Below are 15,649 nucleotides of genomic sequence, written 5' to 3'. Positions count from 1 at the left end.
TTGCGACCGTGCCACCGGCCGCCCCACTCAACGCGGCCGCGCCCGGACAGGGCGTGCTGTCGCTGACCGCAAAATACGGCAAGGACTCAGCCCCCATTACCAGCGGCCTGGTCTGGCGCGTGTTTGCCGACCGTCCCGATGAGAACGGCACCTTCAAGCTGATCCGGGAGGACCGCAACGCCACGCCCAACATCGTGCTGCCGCCCGGCAATTACGTCGTGCACGTCGCCTTCGGCCTCGTCAGCGCGGTGCGCACCGTCAGCCTGAAGGCCGAGACCGACCGCGAATCCTTCGTGCTGCCGGCTGGCGGCCTGCGCATCGAAGGCCGGGTCGGCACCAGCCGCATTCCGCAGAACCAGATCTCGTTCGCGATCTACAAGGGCAGCCAGTTCGAATCCGGCGAGCGCGCCTCGCTGGTGCCGAACGTCGCGGCCGGCGACGTCGTGCTGCTGCCGGAGGGCACCTACTACATCATCTCCAACTATGGCGATGCCAATTCGGTGGTGCGCTCCGACATCCGCGTCCAGGTCGGCAAGCTCACCGACGTCACCATCACCCACCGCGCCGCCGTGATCACGCTCAAGCTGGTCAGCGACAGGGGCGGCGAGGCGCTCGCCAACACCGCCTGGTCGGTGCTGACCCCGGGCGGCGACGTCATCAAGGAATCGATCGGCGCCTTCCCGCGCGTGGTGCTCTCCGAAGGCGAGTACCGCGCCATCGCCAAGAACGAGGGCAAGGTCTACGAGCGCGGCTTCAACGTCGTCAACGGCGTCGACGGCGAGGTCGAAGTCGTCGCGCGGTAGGACACGGCCCTCAGTGTCGGCCGCGGCGATACGCCAGACTTTGCGCTTTGCACGAGATAGTTCTCATCTGGCGCACGAACCTGCATCCCCCGTTACCGCTGTCGCCACCATGCGCACCTTTCTCCTTGTGCTCGGCTTTGACGACGTTGTCAGCGCTACCAAACGGTCTCTTGGCGCGGGAAAAACCCCGCTGGCGAGGGCTTATTCCAGGCAATCGGGACTTGGCCACAAGCCGGTGCAAAGATACGTATTTCCGATAATCAAATTCATTCTCTTTCCATCCTGCTGCGTTATATGTCGGGCATCCATCTAACGGAGGAGGCCGGAGCAGGCTTGTGCGTCTGCGAGACCGGCAAGGGGCAGGGGACCAAGCTCGGCGGCATGTTCGAAGTGATCCTCACCAGGCGCAAGCGGTTTGGCTGGCGATGGCAGGTGTGCGACCAGTCCGGCAAGATATTTGCTGATGGCTTCGAGCGCACTCGGCCGTCCGCCAAATATCATGGCGAGCGCGCGTTGTTCTTCCTGTTGTCGCAGGCTTACTTGCGCAACCGCTCCGCGGCGTCCAGCGAGGACTAGCGGCGAGCCCAGCTCCGTAGCCCGGATGGAGCGAAGCGCAATCCGGGACCTTCACGCTTTTGGCCGAGAACCCGGATGTCGCTTCGCTCATCCGGGCTACAAGACCTTGCGTTGCCCGACGGGCAAAACATGCGAGCCCTAGGTCAACGCGCGCAGCGAGAAATATTCCACTTTACCGAAATTCGGAAATGACGTATGTGTCGCGACAACCCGGCCCAAGGAAGAGGGGCGTGTCGCGATCGTCACGAACGCGGGCCGGACGGCGGTGGGCGCTGATTGCATCGGCGCGAAGGTTTTTGCAGGGCGGGCAACCGTGAGCGAAACGCCTCGCGCACACGACCGTTGTGATCGGCGTACGGCAAAATCGTGTGGTCCTGACGCCCGGGGTCTGTGCGTCAAGTCTCTGCGGTGATGTGGCGGCCCGACCGGGCACGCGCATCGATCATCCGCAAGGCGACGGGGGCAATAGTGCATCGCTCCCCGGGGAGAGCACGACATAAGCCGTCAAACCACTGCGCAGGGAAGGCCGGTTGTTTGGCTTCACCTGTATGCCGCTGTGCAGCCTCTTGTAGCGCAACCTTCGCACAGTGGACCGCGGGTGCCAGCCGGCGCCCGGTCTTCCCTGCGCCCTCTTTCAATTGAGGGCGAAGCGATGAAGCAAAGCTCGGGCGAAACAAGCCGCGAGGACGCGAAGGTGTGTCCGGGAGACCTAGGATGGGTAGAGCACTTGCGAAACCCATCATCTTTCAACGCGAAGGAGTGTTGATGGGATTCGCTTCGCTCTACCCATCCTACGAGCTGTCGCGCCACACTCGCTCAGTTACGCGCCGAACGCGACTCTCAAGCCCCGGACGCCGCGCCTCACGGGCGGCGTAGCCCCTCGGGGTAGCAGTCGTAGACCAGCGCCTTGAATGCGGGCGTGATGCGGCCGCGCTCGCTCTGGGTCTGCTGCATCATCACGTAGACCATGTCGAGCTTGGGATCGACGCCGAACAGGGTGCCGCTGCCACTGTCCCACTTCAACTCGCCGAGCGACCCCGGCGGCGGCGGCTTCGCGTTGCCGGGATCGGTGCGAACCGCAAGGCCGTAGCCATAGCCGAAGCCATCACCCGGGAAATAGAAATAGTCGCGTCCGACGCCGGAGCCGGGCCCGATGTGATCCGTCGTCATGGCCTTGAACGCGGCGGGGCTCAGATAGCGCTTGCCCTCGAACTCGCCGCCGTTCAGCAGCATCTGCGAAAAGCGCTGATAATCGGTGATGGTCGAGAGCAGGCCACCGCCGCCGGACTGCCATTCAGGATGGTCGAGGCGGTCGCGTTCGGCCGCGAGCAGGATGAAATCGTTCGGCAATGGCCGCGCCATCCGCGCCAGCTCGTCCTCGGTCGCCAGCGCGAATTTGGTGCTGTTCATGCCGAGCGGATCGAAGATGCGTGCTTTCAGGAATTCGTACAGCGTCTGTCCCGAGATGATCTCGATGACGCTGCCGAGCACGTCGGTGGAATGGCCGTAACGCCACAGCGTTCCCGGCTGCCGCGCCAGCGGCAGCTTGGCGATGCGATCGGCGAATTCCCTGTTGTTGAATTGGCCTTCGAAGATGTTGGCGGCCTTGTAGGCCTGCTCGACCCATTTGCCGCCGATATAGTCGTAGCTGATGCCCGAGGTATGCCGCAGCAGATCCTCGATGTTGACGGGACGGACGGGCGGCACGAGGTCAAGCTCGAGCTTGCCGTCGGGCAGGGTGACCTCGAGACCGACCTTGGTGTCGGCAAACAGGGGCACGTATTTCGACACGGGGTCGGTGAGCGCGAGCTTGCCCTCGTCGATCAGCATCATCGCGCCAAGGCACGTGATCGGCTTGGTCATGGAGTGGATGGCGAAGATCGTATCGGGCGTCATCGTAAGGCCCGTCCTGGTGTCGCGCACGCCGAAGCTCTTCAGGTAGACCGGCTTGCCGTGCTGCTGCACCAGGATCACGGCGCCCGGCAGACGGCCGCCTCCCACCTCGTTGTCGAAGAAGGCTGTGATGCGGTCCAGCCCTTCGGACGAGGGGGCGGGGATGTCGGCGGCCCGGCTTCGCGCCATCGAGCCGGCGAGCAGCGCGGCTCCGACCAGAAAATCACGACGCTTCATCCGGCCTTCCTCCCTCGGCGGGATCAAAGCCGCAAGACGTCGCAGGCGTCAACACAACATCGATTAAAAACGCGTCACGATTTCCGAAAGGAACGGTCGCGGACGGTCTTCGCTGGGCTTGGTCGGCGTGCCGATATGGACGAAGCCGGCAAGCTTTTCGTCCGGCTTGAGGCCGAGTCCGTCGAGCACGTCGCGATCGAAGGAGAACCAGCCGGTCAGCCAGCAGGCGCCATAGCCGAGCGCGGTCGCGGCCGTGACGATGTTCATGGCGCTGGCGCCCGCCGACAATTCCTGCTCGAACGCCGGCACCTTCGGATGCGGCTTGGTGAAGCTGACGATGCCGATCACCAGCGGCGCGTCGGTGAGGCGCTTGCGCTCGATCTCGACGTCGGCCGCGGGCGCGCCGGGATTCTTCCGCACAAAGACCTTGGCGATCACTTCGCCGGCACGCTGGCGGGCATCGCCCTCGAAGATGATGAAGCGCCAGGGCGCGAGCTTGCCGTGGTCGGGCACGCGCGCGCCGATGGTGAGGATCGTCTCGAGCTCGGCCGCCGAAGGGCCGGGCCCGGTCATCTCGCGCGGCTTGACCGAACGGCGGGTCTTCAGGAGTTCAATGGCGTCGGGCACTGCGATATCCTCGTCAAATGGTCGGCGGGCGTGTCATGCCGAGATAAGCATGCACGCCCGCGACCGGAAGCCAATTTAGATCGATTTCAGGGATCAGACGACGCCGCGCGCCCGCTTGACGTCGGGCGGCGTTGCCTCGTCGACCAGCGCGGCGATCGCTTCGGCCGTCGTCATCACCTTCTGGCCGTCGCTGCCGAGGCGGCGGACCGAGACCGAATGCGTCTCGGCCTCCTTCTTGCCGACCACGAGCAGGGCCGGGATCTTGGCCAGCGAGTGCTCGCGGACCTTGTAGTTGATCTTTTCGTTGCGCAGGTCGATCTCGACCCGGAGCCCCGCGCGCCGCGCCTGTTCCATCACCACTTTGGCGTATTCGTCGCCTTCCGAGGTGATGGTCGTGACCACCGCCTGCACCGGCGACAGCCAGAGCGGGAAGTTCCCGGCAAAGTGCTCGATCAGGATGCCGATGTAGCGCTCCATCGAGCCGCAGATCGCCCGGTGCACCATGACAGGCGGTTTCTTGCCGCCGTCATGGTCGATGTAGAACGCGCCGAACCGCTCCGGCAGGTTGAAGTCGACCTGCGTGGTGCCGCACTGCCAGTCGCGGCCGATGGCGTCGCGCAGCACGTATTCGAACTTCGGCCCGTAGAAGGCGCCTTCGCCCGGGTTGATCTCGGTCTTGATGTGATTGTTCTGCGACTGGATCTCGCGCAAAACGGTCGCCATCACGCGCTCGGCGTGATCCCACATCGCGTCCGTGCCGACGCGCTTCTCCGGCCGGGTCGAGAGCTTCACCGTGAGATCGCCGGTGAAGCCGAAATCGGCATAGGTCGACAGGATCAGGTCGTTGATCTTCAGGCATTCCGCGGCGAGCTGGTCCTCGGTGCAGAAGATGTGCGCGTCGTCCTGGGTGAAGCCGCGCACGCGCATCAAGCCGTGCATGGCGCCGGAGGGCTCGTAGCGATGGACCACGCCGAACTCGGCGAGGCGCAGCGGCAGGTCGCGGTAGCTCTTCAGGCCGTGCTTGAAGATCTGGACGTGACCGGGGCAGTTCATCGGCTTGAGCGCAAACCAGCGCTTGTCCTCGGCCTCGTCGCCGGCCGACTGCGCCGCGAACATGTTTTCGCGATACCAGCCCCAATGGCCCGAGGTCTCCCACAGCGCCTTGTCGAGGATCTGCGGCGCGTTGACCTCGCTGTAATCGCCGGTCAGGCGCCGGCGCATATAGGCGATCAGCTGCTGGAAGATGGTCCAGCCCTTCGGGTGCCAGAACACGACGCCCGGACCTTCCTCCTGGAAGTGGAAGAGGTCGAGCTCGCGGCCGAGCTTGCGATGGTCGCGCTTTTCGGCTTCCTCGATCTGCTTGAGGTAAGCGTCGAGGTCTTCCTGCTTGGCGAAGGCCGTGCCGTAGATGCGGGTCAGCATCGGGTTGTTGCTGTCGCCGCGCCAATAGGCGCCGGCCACCTTCATCAGCTTGAAGGCGTTCCCGACCTTGCCGGTCGAGGTCATGTGCGGGCCGCGGCAGAGATCGAACCAGTCGCCCTGGTAGTAGATCTTGATCGGCTCGGTGCCGGGAATGGCGTCGACCAGCTCGACCTTGAACGCCTCGCCCTTGTCGCGGAACACCTGCTTGGTCTTCTCGCGATCCCAGACCTCTTTCGTGAAAGGCTTGTCGCGCGCGATCAGCTCGCGCATTTTCTTTTCGATCGCGCCAAAGTCTTCCGGGGTGAACGGCTCGTTGCGGAAGAAGTCGTAATAGAAGCCGTTCTCGATCACCGGACCGATGGTGACTTGCGTGCCCGGCCACAGCGTCTGCACGGCTTCGGCCAGCACGTGCGCGCAGTCATGGCGGATCAATTCGAGCGCGCGCGGATCGTCGCGGTTGACGAACTCGAGCTTGGCGTCGGCCTCGATGGGGTCGTTGAGGTCGGTGAGCACGCCGTCGAGCGCCATCGCGACCGTGCGCTTGGCCAGCGACGGCGAGATGCCCTTGGCGATGTCGAGGCCGGTGATGCTCTGGTCGTATTGACGCTGGGCGCCGTCCGGGAAGGTGAGGGTAACTTTGGCGGCGGGGGTCACGGGCTTCAGATTGCTGAGGGAATATTGGAAGCCGGATTCGGACTTCGGCTGGTCCTTGGGCTGGTCGGTCATTGCTTTTCTCCTGAGGCTCACTCCTGCGAACGAGCGCAGGTAAGCGGGAACGAGCGATATATCAGGGGATTCGGCCTGCGCAATCCGGCATTTCCAAGAAAATCGGCGCAGAAAGCGGCGCGCGCGAACTATTTCCCGCGGGCCCTTTAACCGGCCGGACGACTGCTCTACATGCATCTGCATGGAAAATGCACGCGTCCGGCGTTTCGCGCCAACCGCCTTGATGCTCGGCAATCTCGTCACCGGCTGCTCGGTGCTGGCGCCGGCGGGCATGCTGCCGGAGCTGGCGAGCGGGCTCGACGTCAGCATTCATGCGGCCGGGCTGCTGATCACCTTCGGCGCGGTGACGCTGTGCATCGGCTCGCCGCTGACGGCTTGGCTGACCAGTCGCATCGATCGGCGGACGTTGCTCACGACGACGCTGGCGGTGCTGGCGCTCGGCAATCTCGCCTCGGCCTTTGCGCCCGACTACGCCAGCCTCCTCGTCATCCGTCTCGTGATGCTCGCGGTCGGCGCGCTCTATACGCCGCAGGCTGCCGGCACGGCGGCGTTGATCGTGCCGGCGAAGCGGCGCGGCAGCACTATCGCCTATATCTTTCTCGGCTGGTCGCTGGCTGCCGCCGTCGGCCTTCCCCTGATCACCTTCATCGCCAGCCGCTATGGCTGGCGCGCGGCCTATGGTGAGATCGGCGGGCTTGGTTGTCTCAGCTTCGTGCTGTTGCTGCTGCGGCTGCCGGCGGGCCTGAAGGGCGCACCGGTGGATTTGAAGACCTGGAGCGAGGTCAGCGGGAACAGGACGATCCTGCTGCTGCTTGCGATCACCATGCTGCAAATGTCGGGGCAGTTCGTCGTCTTCACCTTCATGGGCCCGCTGCTCAACAAGCTCACCGGCGCCGGCCCCGATGCGATCGGCATGGTGTTCGCGCTCTACGGCGTTTGCGGCTTCCTCGGCGTCGTCTTCGCCACCCGCATCGTCGACACCTGGGGTCCTTATCGCACCTCGCTGCTGTTCACCTGCCTGCTGCTTGCGGGGATAACGGGCTGGGCGCTCGGTGCGGGCACGCTTGTGTTCATGACGGCCGGGGTTGCTATCTGGGGCCTCGGCTTTGCCTCGACCAATTCGATGCAGCAGGTGCGGCTGGTCGCGGCCGCGCCGGGGCTGGCGTCGGCGACCGTCGCACTCAACACCTCCGTGCTCTATATCGGTCAGGCGGTCGGCTCCGCGCTCGGCGGGCTGCTGTTCGCCCGCGAGCTCCTGCATACGCTCGGCTTCGTCGCGGTTGGTTTCGTCATGCTGGCGCTGATCCTGGTGGTCCTGACCCGGCCCCGGCCCGCTGCCGCCACGGCCTGAATCCCGCGTTTTCGTGTGCGCAAGGTGCTTGGCAAACCGCGCGCGGGAGCGCTAGAAGGCGAGGCATGGGGACCAAAGAGAGTTGACTGAGATGAGGATGATTCTGGCGGTTGCCGCGGTGCTCTATTCAGCCTCCGCGTTCGCGCAAGCCGACAAGCCACCGATGGTCGGGGACAAGCCGCTGGTGCAGGTCAAGCCCAAAGGCACCAAGGAGGCGGCGGCGAAGCCGGCCGCTGCGCCGAAGGGCAAGCCGCAGTCGGTCGCCGCGCGGCTGCAGGCCTGCCTCGAGATCGACGACGGTACCAAGGACCGCCTCAATTGCTACGACGCGGTGATGCCGCCGGCTCCGAAGCCGAAGCCGGCGAAGGCCAAGGGCTACGCCGATTGCCGGTTCTTCAAGGAAGAGGACGAGCGGCTGACCTGCTACAACGGCTTCGCCGAGAGCATTCCGAAGCTGCCCAAAAACTGAACCCAAGAACTGAGGTCAAGAAACCTGAGGCCGAGTCTCGAGGAAATCCTGAGACCAAGAGCTTGAGGTTCAGGAGCCGGACAGTTAGTCGCTGATCCGGCTCAGCACGGCCCTGAAGGCCACGCCCGGCAATTGCAGTGCGGTGCCTTCGAATTCCGCGGTGTCGCCATCCTCCCGGCCCGCGAGCGTCAGCGTGATCCGGTCGATGCCGAACAGCGCCTTGAAGGAGGGATCGTCATTGTAGCGCTCGGTCGAGATCTTGACCGTGATGCTGTCGCAATCGCCCGTGTAGGTGCCGATGAAGGCGAAGGCGGAATTGCCCCCGCGCATCTTGCCGTTGGTCACATTGACGACGCCGCAGCGGTTCCGTGAACCGTGTGGAAGTCGACCTTGTACAATCCCTGACGCACTGCCTGTCGTCGCAATTCCAAACGCAACTCGGCCGGCAAATTAGGATCGTTGCCAGCCGAAGCAATCCGGTGGCTTCCGGGGATGTCCGCCATCAACATCACATTTTGATCAAGTCCTGAGAAAATTGCAGGCAGCGCAGTCGGATACCGGCCGGCGCAATCGGAGCTAACGGCTCGACGCGGATGGATTGGTGGAGGCGACGCGCGTCAGCGCCAGCGACGGCGTCGCCGACATCTTCACCAGCACGTCCTTGAGCGGATCCCGCGTCCAGGCGCGGGTGACATAGTCGCGATGGGTGATGCCGTCGCCGGTCTCGACGAACACCACGCTGCCGGGACGGAGCGGTCCATCCATGTCCTCGGCGACGGTGATGCCCTTCTGGCGGAGCATGCTCATCAGCTCGCGGTCGCGCCGCGCGGTGTAACGGGTATAGGCGCTGACGAAGAAGCCGGTACGGTGGCTCTCGATCCAGGATGCGAACTTGTCCATTTCGCCATAGACGGCGTCGAGCAGCACGACGCCGCGGACGCGGTCGCTGATGCCGCCGACCTCCAGGCTCCAGGCCGTCGGCAGGAAGCCGCCGCTATAGCCGACGATCACGATCGGCATGTTGGCGAAGGCGCGTGCGCTATTGGGATCGCCGGTGACGCGGGCAAGGTGGTCGGCCGATTCCGCCATGAAGCGCTTGAAGCCGCCCGGTTGCCAGAACTTGCCGGCGCTGGAATCGGCGGCATCGACCGCCATCTGTGGGGCAAGCAGCACGGCATTGGCGCCGGAATCGGTGATCTGCTTGGGCACGAGCTGGCGATCACGCACGTCGCGCTCGAGCGTTGCGCCATTGCCGTGGAAGAACACCACGATCACGCCCGGCTTGCGCACGTCGAAATGCTCGGGCACGTGCATCAGCACGCGGCTGTCATTGTAGGTCTCGTCCTGCCAGAACACGCGACCGGAATAGCTGCGATGGCCACGGCGATCGCCCTTGGAGATGTTGAGGAAGGGCGCGTCGGAGGCGGGGTTGTTGCCGAAATAGGGAAAGGCCGACGACTTCATGCTGACGAGGGTCGTCAGGTCGTCGCGGGCCGGACGCTTGTAGGGGATCTGGGGCTCGAGCGAAGCGACCTTGTAGGGGGCCTGCTCGGGCGGCTGTTGCTGCACGGCGCGCTTGGGCGAGAAGTCCGACATCTGCCGTTGCAGGAGACTTTCGCTGGCCGAGGGGAAGCGCTCCCTGAATTGCGGGGCAGGGAAGCGATCCTCGAACGTGTCGCCGCTTGCGACTTGCTGATTGGTTTTCGCGACGACCTGATTGACCACTTGGACATTGGCCTGCGAGTTCGCCGCGAGCGCTGCCGGGTTCGGCGCCTTGCCGCATTGAACCAGCGTCAACGACAGCGGCACCAAGGCTGAGGTCAGGCCGATCCTGAGCGCACGACCGCGCCGACCGGACGGCGTCCGATCGGCACGACTGTCAGCTCTCATTTTCGGAACGGCCCCGACCATCCACCCATGACCCCAAGCAACGAACCCAAGTCACGAACCCAAGTCACGAACCATCGGCAATCTTGAGACAATTGAGCCGATTGGCGTTTAGGCGACGTTAAGCGTCCGGAGAAACTTCCCCACATCCGGAACGCTCAAAAGGACCACGTAATCGTGTCCTGATTGTGGGGGAGGGGAACGGGGTTTCCCGGGGCGTACGCAGCATTTTCGCCGGGGTGTAGGAATTGCGGTGCTCAAATACCCGTTGCAGTCGCCTCATTTAACCCTTGTTAACTCTGCTTGAATTGACTGGGCCAAACTGCACGATGCGCCCGCAAGGCAAGACGCCTGAGGTTAAGGACCCCGATGACGGCATCAGATGCGGGAACCGCACCCTGGACTGGCCGGCTGCCCGGAAGCGGGACCGGGGTCTCGGCTCTGGTTGCAACCGCCATCGTCGTGGCCGACATGATCGGGGTCGGTGTCTTCACCAGCCTCGGCTTCCAGGTCAAGGATATCCCCTCCGGCTTCTCGATCCTGCTGCTGTGGACCGTCGGCGGCATCGTCGCGCTGTGCGGGGTGTTCGCCTACAGCGAGCTCGGGGCGATGTTTCCGCGCTCGAGCGGCGAGTACAATTTCCTGGGGCGTGCCTATCATCCGGCTTTCGGCTTTCTCGCCGGCTGGGTCTCGGCCACGGTGGGTTTTGCCGCGCCGGTCGCGCTCGCGGCGATGGCGTTCGGCGAATACGCCAAATCGGTCGTGCCCGATCTGCCGCCGATCCCGCTCGCGATTGCCGTGGTGTGGCTCGTCTCGCTCGTGCAACTGACCGGCGTCAGGCACTCCTCGACCTTCCAGCTGATCTCGACGATCATCAAGGTCGTGCTGATCGTGGCCTTCCTGGTCGCCGGCTTCGTCATCGCTGCCCCGCAACCGATCACATTCATGCCGCAGCCGGGCGATCTCGCCCACATCGTCAGCGCGCCCTTCGCGATCGGGCTCGTCTTCGTGATGTACTCGTTCTCGGGCTGGAATGCCGCGACCTACATCATCGGTGAGATGAACACGCCGCAGCGGAGCCTGCCGCGCGCGCTGCTGGTGGGCACGCTGATCGTGCTCGTGCTGTATGTCGCGCTGAACGCGGTGTTCCTCTACTCCACGCCGGTCGGTGCGCTCGCCGGCCAGCTCGACGTCGCCAGTGTCGCCGGCAGCGCCATCTTCGGCAGCCTCGGCGGCCGGATCGTCGGCGCGATGATCTGCGTCGGCCTGATCTCCTCGATCTCCGCGATGATGTGGATCGGCCCGCGCGTGATGATGACGATGGGGGAGGACATCCCCGCCTTACGCGTCTTCTCGAAGCGATCGGCGAGCGGCGCGCCGGCCTATGCCATCCTGTTTCAGCTCGTCGTCGCCAATCTGCTGTTGTTCACGCGCAGCTTCGAGGCGGTGCTCGACTTCATCCAGTTCGCACTCTTGTTTTGCTCGTTCTTCACGGTCGCCGGCGTCATCAAGCTGCGCATCACCGATCCCGATTTGCCGAGGCCCTATCGCGCCTGGGGATACCCGTTCACGCCGCTCGTTTTCCTGCTCGTGACCGCGTTCATGATGTACTACCTGTTGACCGAGCGGCCGGTGCAGTCGCTCTCGGGGATGCTCGTCATGCTCTCGGGCCTGTTGATTTATGCTGTTTTCCGCAGGCGGCCGGTCGCCGCTGGCAATTCATCACATCGCGAATAGACATGTTTCGCCCCCTCAGAATTGCGGCCGCCGCTCTTGCACTGCTGGCTGCGGCCGTCTCGTCCGCCAACGCCGCGGACGTCACCTTCGATGACACCGCGCGCTTCCTTGCGGGCATGCAGCCCTCGGCGGACTCGCCGCTGGTGCCGCTGACCAAGGATCCGGGCTGGCAGCGCCATGCAAAGTTCTTCGACGGCGCCTTCGCCCAGCTCGAACAGCGCCAGCTCTCGAAGATCCGCAATTGGGCCGACGTCAATCTCGCCGCGCCCCGGCCGACCATGTTCTACCTGTTCAGCGGGCCCGATTTCCTCTACGCCAACACCTTCTATTCCAAGGCCAGCACCTATGTGCTCGGCGCGCTGGAGCCGGTCGGCGCCGTGCCCGATTTGACGCGGCTGCCGCGCGGCTCGGTGGGCGCGGCGCTCTACAATGTCGAGCGTTCGCTCGGCTCGATCCTGAGCTTCTCGTTCTTCATCACCAAACAGATGAAGGTCGACCTGCACGCCAACCAGGTCAACGGCACGTTGCCGATCCTCTATGTCTTCCTCGCCCGTTCCGGCAAGACCATCCGCAACGTCGAGATGCTCGCGCTCGACGATAAGGGCGGGGTGCATGTCGGCGACGACAATCCGGGACGGAACGCGACGCGCGGCGTCCGCATCACCTTTGCAGGCCCCGACGGCGAGACGCGCACCCTGTATTATTTTTCGACCGATCTTTCCAATTCCGGCGCGCGCGCCACGGGTTTCCTGAAATTCTGCGAGACGCTTGGCCCCGGCAACAGCCTGCTCAAGAGCGCGTCCTATTTGTTGCATTCCGGCAACTTCACCGTCGTGCGCGATTGGCTGCTCGCCAACAGTGCCACCATCATCCAGGACGATTCCGGCATTCCGCTTGCGAACTACAGCGCGCGGCAATGGCGGTTCTTCCCGTTCGGCCGCTATCTCGGGCCAATCGACGAATTCCCCGGCCGCTCCCAGGCGCGCTACGCCGAGTTGTTCACACGTGCCCAGCCGATCGATTTTGGCGTCGGCTATCGCTGGCGGATGCACGAGTCGAATCTGCTGCTGGCGGTGAGGGTGCCGGGCACCGAAACGGCACCGGGCGGGGAGGCGACCTCGTCGGCGGAGCCGGCGCCAAAGCCGCCGCGTCCAAAGCGACTGCGTCCACCCGAGCCGGTCCCGCCACCGCCCGGGCGCTTCTACTGGCTCCGCTGATTACCAATGCACGCTCTGGCTCGGCACGATGAACGCCGTCGTGCTCGGCGGCGTCGCAAGGCTCGATGCCAGGTACCAGCCCGAGCCGAGCACGAGCGCCAGCAAGGCGACGATCGCGAGCAGATCCATGGTTCTGGGGTCGTGGTGCCGCCTGGAGCCGGGGGTGGGCTCGAGTCTGAAGTGAAGATGAGGGCTGATTTTCCAGCGCATTGTTGTTTCCTCCCGGGGGAGCATCAAAACAACGCGGGACGGAAGTCCAAGGTTCCGCTCAGGCCATCGATGCGCAAGGCATCGCAGCAATCTCACGATGCATTGACGCCGCGCCAGCGGGCATAGCGCCATGGCAGATACCAGCGCGCGCGTTGCGGCGCGGTGAGCGGCACATTGTCGATGCCCGACGTGCCAAACGGATTGCAGCGGAGCAGGCGCGCGAGCGTCATCCATCCGCCGGCCCAGAGCCCGAACCGTTCGATCGCCTCGTCGCCATAGGCCGAGCAGGTCGGCAGGTGCCGGCAATTGTAGCCGACCAGGGGCGACAGCGTATGCCGATAGAGCCAGATCAGCGCACGGCCAAATCTGCGCGGGAGTCGAAGCGCCCCTTCGACCGGACTGGAACAATGCCCGCAGGCTGAATGCTTCATGTGCGCTGTGCTGCCACGTTAGGCGACGTATTGCACGGTTCCGGCGCAGGGAACTGTAAGCTGTTGTTTCTGCGCCATATTTTACATGCTTTTTGGGAGCAGTGCAGCAAGTGCCTGTGGACGATCTGTATTCCCCCGGATACCATTTTTGTGACGCCCACGTGTAGAATCATACACGTGTATGATGGACTCAGTGGGCGCTACCGGGGATTGTTACGGACCTTTGGGGCTTGGGGAAGGAACCAGATTGAGACTTCTGAACTCCCTTGATCTTCGCGGCTGGTTGCTGGTGGGAACCGCCGTATGTGGAGTCGTGCTGGCTGGCGCCGTCGCGACACTCGGGTCGTCGGCCCGCGCCGGGGCTGCTCTCGAAGAGCGCAAGCTGCCGATGAAGTTCAACTGGATCGCCTGCGAGCCAAACTGCCGCGGCTGGGTCAGCGCAGTAGGCATCATCACCGCCGATACACCGAAGGATTTCGAAGAGTTTTCCCGTGGTCGCCAGCTCGGCGGTGCTACCGTGGTGCTCGATTCCAGCGGCGGTTCCGTCAATGACGCGATCACGCTTGGCCGACGCTTCCGCAATCTCGGGTTCTTGACCACGGTCGGCGTAAGCCTTCGCGGCGGGCAGTCGGCTCGTCCGGCGGTCGCGCCTGAGGCCTATTGCGAATCCATGTGCGTGTTCCTGCTGCTGGCCGGCAAGAAGCGTTACGTGCCGGAAGCCGCCCATGTCCGCGTCCACCAGATCTGGATGGGCGACCGCGCCGATGATGCCAAAGCGGCGAGTTATAGCGCGCAGGACCTGATGATCGTGGAACGCGACATCGGCCGGCTCGCCAAATACACCTTCGACATGGGCGGAGCGGGCGACCTGCTGTCGCTCGCGCTCAGCGTTCCACCCTGGGAAGATCTGCATGAGCTGGACGCCGGCGAGCTCAAGCTCACCAATCTCGTGACGACAGATCTCGTTGCCGACGTGCTGCCGCACGTGGACATCTCCGCGCCGGCGATGGCGGAGCTTGCCCCGAAGACGCAGGCCAGGTTCGGCGTGGAACCGGAGCAGCCTGCCAAGTCGACCAAGACGGCGGAAGCCATCGTGCCGACCGGCGGTGTGGCCGCGCCGGCCCCGGCGGCGCCGAAGTAAACTCTTCAATCTTGGCAGTCAGGCGCGCGTAGCGCGAACTAGGGTGCGCAATTGCGCACCTGAGAATCTCGACCGCGATCCGGATCCCCGGGTTCGATGCTGTGCATCGCCCCGGAACGACGGGAGAGGTCTCAGCCCTGCGCCACAGCCGGTTGCTTGGCTTTGGCTTCGATCTGGCCGATGGCGTCAACCACGGCATCGAAGGTCAGAAGCGTCGAGGCATGGCGCGCCTTGTAGTCGCGGACCGGCTCGAGGAACTTGATCTCCTCCCATTTGCCTTCAGGAGGCGCACCGTTCTCCTTCAGCATCTTGCGAACAGTTTCGCGTAACTCACGGAGTTCGCTCGCAGTCGAGCCGACGATACGACTTGCCATGATGGATGAGGAGGCCTGGCCGAGGGCGCAGGCCTTCACGTCATGAGCGAAGTCGGTGACGGTGTCTCCGGTCATCTTGAGATCGATCTTGACGGTCGAACCGCACAGCTTGGAGTGGGCGGTGGCGGAGGCATCGGGGTCCGATAGCCGTCCGAGGCGCGGAATATTCCCGGCCAATTCGATGATCCGCTTGTTGTAGATGTCGTTCAGCATGTGATGGAGTCCAGCACTTCCGCACCCGATCGGCCTTGGCGGGCGGCGTCCACGGCCCTATATAGGGTCGGAACTGGCGGAAAAACAGTCCAGCAGCGCGCCGGCGGCGATTTCCAACTGTGCGGCCGGCATTGCAGCTTGCGGACCCTTTGCGCCAAAACTGTTCTCTTCAGGCGTCCGGCGGCTTGGCCGCCCCGTCTGCCGGTGACACTCCGGCCGCGAGGCCGTCGAACGGAGTCGATATGGACGCTACAATCAAATCCATCCGCCCGGGCAAGCCCTCCGACCGGCAGCCCGAGAGCCGCCCGGCCGAGCTTGATCCTGCCGAATTCCTC

Annotated in this window: 15 protein-coding genes and 1 pseudogene; 8 read left to right on the top strand and 8 right to left on the bottom strand. The window is 64.3% G+C overall.

What is annotated here, in order from left to right; genetic code table 11:
• Both MOV74_RS14210 and MOV74_RS14205 read left to right on the top strand, forming a co-directional pair.
• Positions 1–803: hypothetical protein (locus MOV74_RS14210; protein ID WP_246922882.1), on the top strand; the 803-nt coding region annotated here is incomplete at its 5' end.
• Between the two features lie 333 nt (positions 804–1,136).
• Positions 1,137–1,379 (top strand): hypothetical protein, encoded by a 243-nt coding sequence (locus MOV74_RS14205; protein WP_246922879.1) that lies wholly within the window; start codon positions 1,137–1,139, stop codon positions 1,377–1,379.
• Between the two features lie 861 nt (positions 1,380–2,240).
• On the opposite strand, the gene MOV74_RS14200 is transcribed toward MOV74_RS14205, so the two are convergent.
• From MOV74_RS14200 to thrS, 3 genes are all read right to left on the bottom strand, one after another.
• Positions 2,241–3,509, bottom strand: a complete 1,269-nt coding sequence (locus MOV74_RS14200) for a serine hydrolase (protein WP_246922877.1) — start codon at positions 3,507–3,509, stop codon at positions 2,241–2,243.
• 63 nt (positions 3,510–3,572) lie between these two features.
• Positions 3,573–4,136, bottom strand: coding sequence for a nitroreductase (locus MOV74_RS14195; protein WP_246922874.1), 564 nt, complete (start codon positions 4,134–4,136; stop codon positions 3,573–3,575).
• Positions 4,137–4,229: 93 nt separating this feature from the next.
• Positions 4,230–6,284, bottom strand: coding sequence for a threonine--tRNA ligase (gene thrS / locus MOV74_RS14190; RefSeq protein ID WP_246922871.1), 2,055 nt, complete (start codon positions 6,282–6,284; stop codon positions 4,230–4,232).
• Positions 6,285–6,465: 181 nt separating this feature from the next.
• Here thrS and MOV74_RS14185 point away from each other — a divergent pair, with 181 nt between their 5' ends.
• Positions 6,466–7,635 (top strand): MFS transporter, encoded by a 1,170-nt coding sequence (locus MOV74_RS14185; protein ID WP_246922869.1) that lies wholly within the window; start codon positions 6,466–6,468, stop codon positions 7,633–7,635.
• 91 nt (positions 7,636–7,726) lie between these two features.
• Positions 7,727–8,104, top strand: coding sequence for a hypothetical protein (locus MOV74_RS14180; RefSeq protein WP_246922866.1), 378 nt, complete (start codon positions 7,727–7,729; stop codon positions 8,102–8,104).
• Positions 8,105–8,188: 84 nt separating this feature from the next.
• Here MOV74_RS14180 and MOV74_RS14175 read toward each other — a convergent pair whose 3' ends face one another.
• Positions 8,189–8,449, bottom strand: coding sequence for a hypothetical protein (locus tag MOV74_RS14175; protein WP_246922863.1), 261 nt, complete (start codon positions 8,447–8,449; stop codon positions 8,189–8,191).
• A gap of 231 nt (positions 8,450–8,680) precedes the next feature.
• Complete coding sequence (locus MOV74_RS14170; protein WP_246922860.1) at positions 8,681–10,015, bottom strand: alpha/beta hydrolase; 1,335 nt, start codon at positions 10,013–10,015, stop codon at positions 8,681–8,683.
• A gap of 345 nt (positions 10,016–10,360) precedes the next feature.
• Here MOV74_RS14170 and MOV74_RS14165 point away from each other — a divergent pair, with 345 nt between their 5' ends.
• Both MOV74_RS14165 and MOV74_RS14160 read left to right on the top strand, forming a co-directional pair.
• Positions 10,361–11,728 (top strand): APC family permease, encoded by a 1,368-nt coding sequence (locus MOV74_RS14165; RefSeq protein ID WP_246922857.1) that lies wholly within the window; start codon positions 10,361–10,363, stop codon positions 11,726–11,728.
• Positions 11,729–11,730: 2 nt separating this feature from the next.
• The gene (locus MOV74_RS14160; protein ID WP_246922854.1) at positions 11,731–12,945 is read left to right on the top strand and encodes a hypothetical protein; all 1,215 of its coding nucleotides are present in this window, start codon (positions 11,731–11,733) and stop codon (positions 12,943–12,945) included.
• Here MOV74_RS14160 and MOV74_RS41005 read toward each other — a convergent pair whose 3' ends face one another.
• Together MOV74_RS41005 and yidD are read right to left on the bottom strand one after the other, a co-directional pair.
• The gene (locus tag MOV74_RS41005) at positions 12,946–13,155 is read right to left on the bottom strand and encodes a hypothetical protein (protein ID WP_309486803.1); all 210 of its coding nucleotides are present in this window, start codon (positions 13,153–13,155) and stop codon (positions 12,946–12,948) included.
• A gap of 92 nt (positions 13,156–13,247) precedes the next feature.
• Entirely contained in the window at positions 13,248–13,586 is a 339-nt protein-coding gene (gene yidD / locus MOV74_RS14155) for a membrane protein insertion efficiency factor YidD (protein WP_246922850.1), read from the bottom strand.
• Positions 13,587–13,833: 247 nt separating this feature from the next.
• Between yidD and MOV74_RS14150 the strand changes: the two genes are divergently transcribed.
• Positions 13,834–14,727, top strand: a complete 894-nt coding sequence (locus tag MOV74_RS14150; RefSeq protein ID WP_246922847.1) for a hypothetical protein — start codon at positions 13,834–13,836, stop codon at positions 14,725–14,727.
• 131 nt (positions 14,728–14,858) lie between these two features.
• Here the strand turns inward: MOV74_RS14150 and MOV74_RS14145 are convergent, their stop codons facing one another.
• Positions 14,859–15,314: an iron-sulfur cluster assembly scaffold protein gene (locus MOV74_RS14145; protein ID WP_246922843.1), complete on the bottom strand. Its 456-nt coding sequence runs from the start codon at positions 15,312–15,314 to the stop codon at positions 14,859–14,861.
• 242 nt (positions 15,315–15,556) lie between these two features.
• On the opposite strand from MOV74_RS14145, the pseudogene MOV74_RS14140 reads away from it, so the two are divergent.
• Positions 15,557–15,649: pseudogene (locus MOV74_RS14140) on the top strand (GTP cyclohydrolase I FolE); the annotation flags it as partial.

Origin of the sequence: Bradyrhizobium sp. SHOUNA76 (genome assembly GCF_023006445.1) — a bacterium.
GTDB lineage: Bacteria > Pseudomonadota > Alphaproteobacteria > Rhizobiales > Xanthobacteraceae > Bradyrhizobium.
This window is presented reverse-complemented; position numbering and strand designations above follow the sequence as displayed.

Coding starts and splice junctions, on each gene's coding strand:
- MOV74_RS14170 (WP_246922860.1), bottom strand. CDS start 10,015: ATGGTCGGGGCCGTTCCGAAAATGAGAGCTGACAGTCGTGCCGATCGG.
- MOV74_RS14185 (WP_246922869.1), top strand. CDS start 6,466: ATGGAAAATGCACGCGTCCGGCGTTTCGCGCCAACCGCCTTGATGCTC.
- MOV74_RS41005 (WP_309486803.1), bottom strand. CDS start 13,155: ATGCGCTGGAAAATCAGCCCTCATCTTCACTTCAGACTCGAGCCCACC.
- MOV74_RS14200 (WP_246922877.1), bottom strand. CDS start 3,509: ATGAAGCGTCGTGATTTTCTGGTCGGAGCCGCGCTGCTCGCCGGCTCG.
- MOV74_RS14165 (WP_246922857.1), top strand. CDS start 10,361: ATGACGGCATCAGATGCGGGAACCGCACCCTGGACTGGCCGGCTGCCC.
- MOV74_RS14145 (WP_246922843.1), bottom strand. CDS start 15,314: ATGCTGAACGACATCTACAACAAGCGGATCATCGAATTGGCCGGGAAT.
- thrS (WP_246922871.1), bottom strand. CDS start 6,284: ATGACCGACCAGCCCAAGGACCAGCCGAAGTCCGAATCCGGCTTCCAA.
- yidD (WP_246922850.1), bottom strand. CDS start 13,586: ATGAAGCATTCAGCCTGCGGGCATTGTTCCAGTCCGGTCGAAGGGGCG.
- MOV74_RS14180 (WP_246922866.1), top strand. CDS start 7,727: ATGAGGATGATTCTGGCGGTTGCCGCGGTGCTCTATTCAGCCTCCGCG.
- MOV74_RS14160 (WP_246922854.1), top strand. CDS start 11,731: ATGTTTCGCCCCCTCAGAATTGCGGCCGCCGCTCTTGCACTGCTGGCT.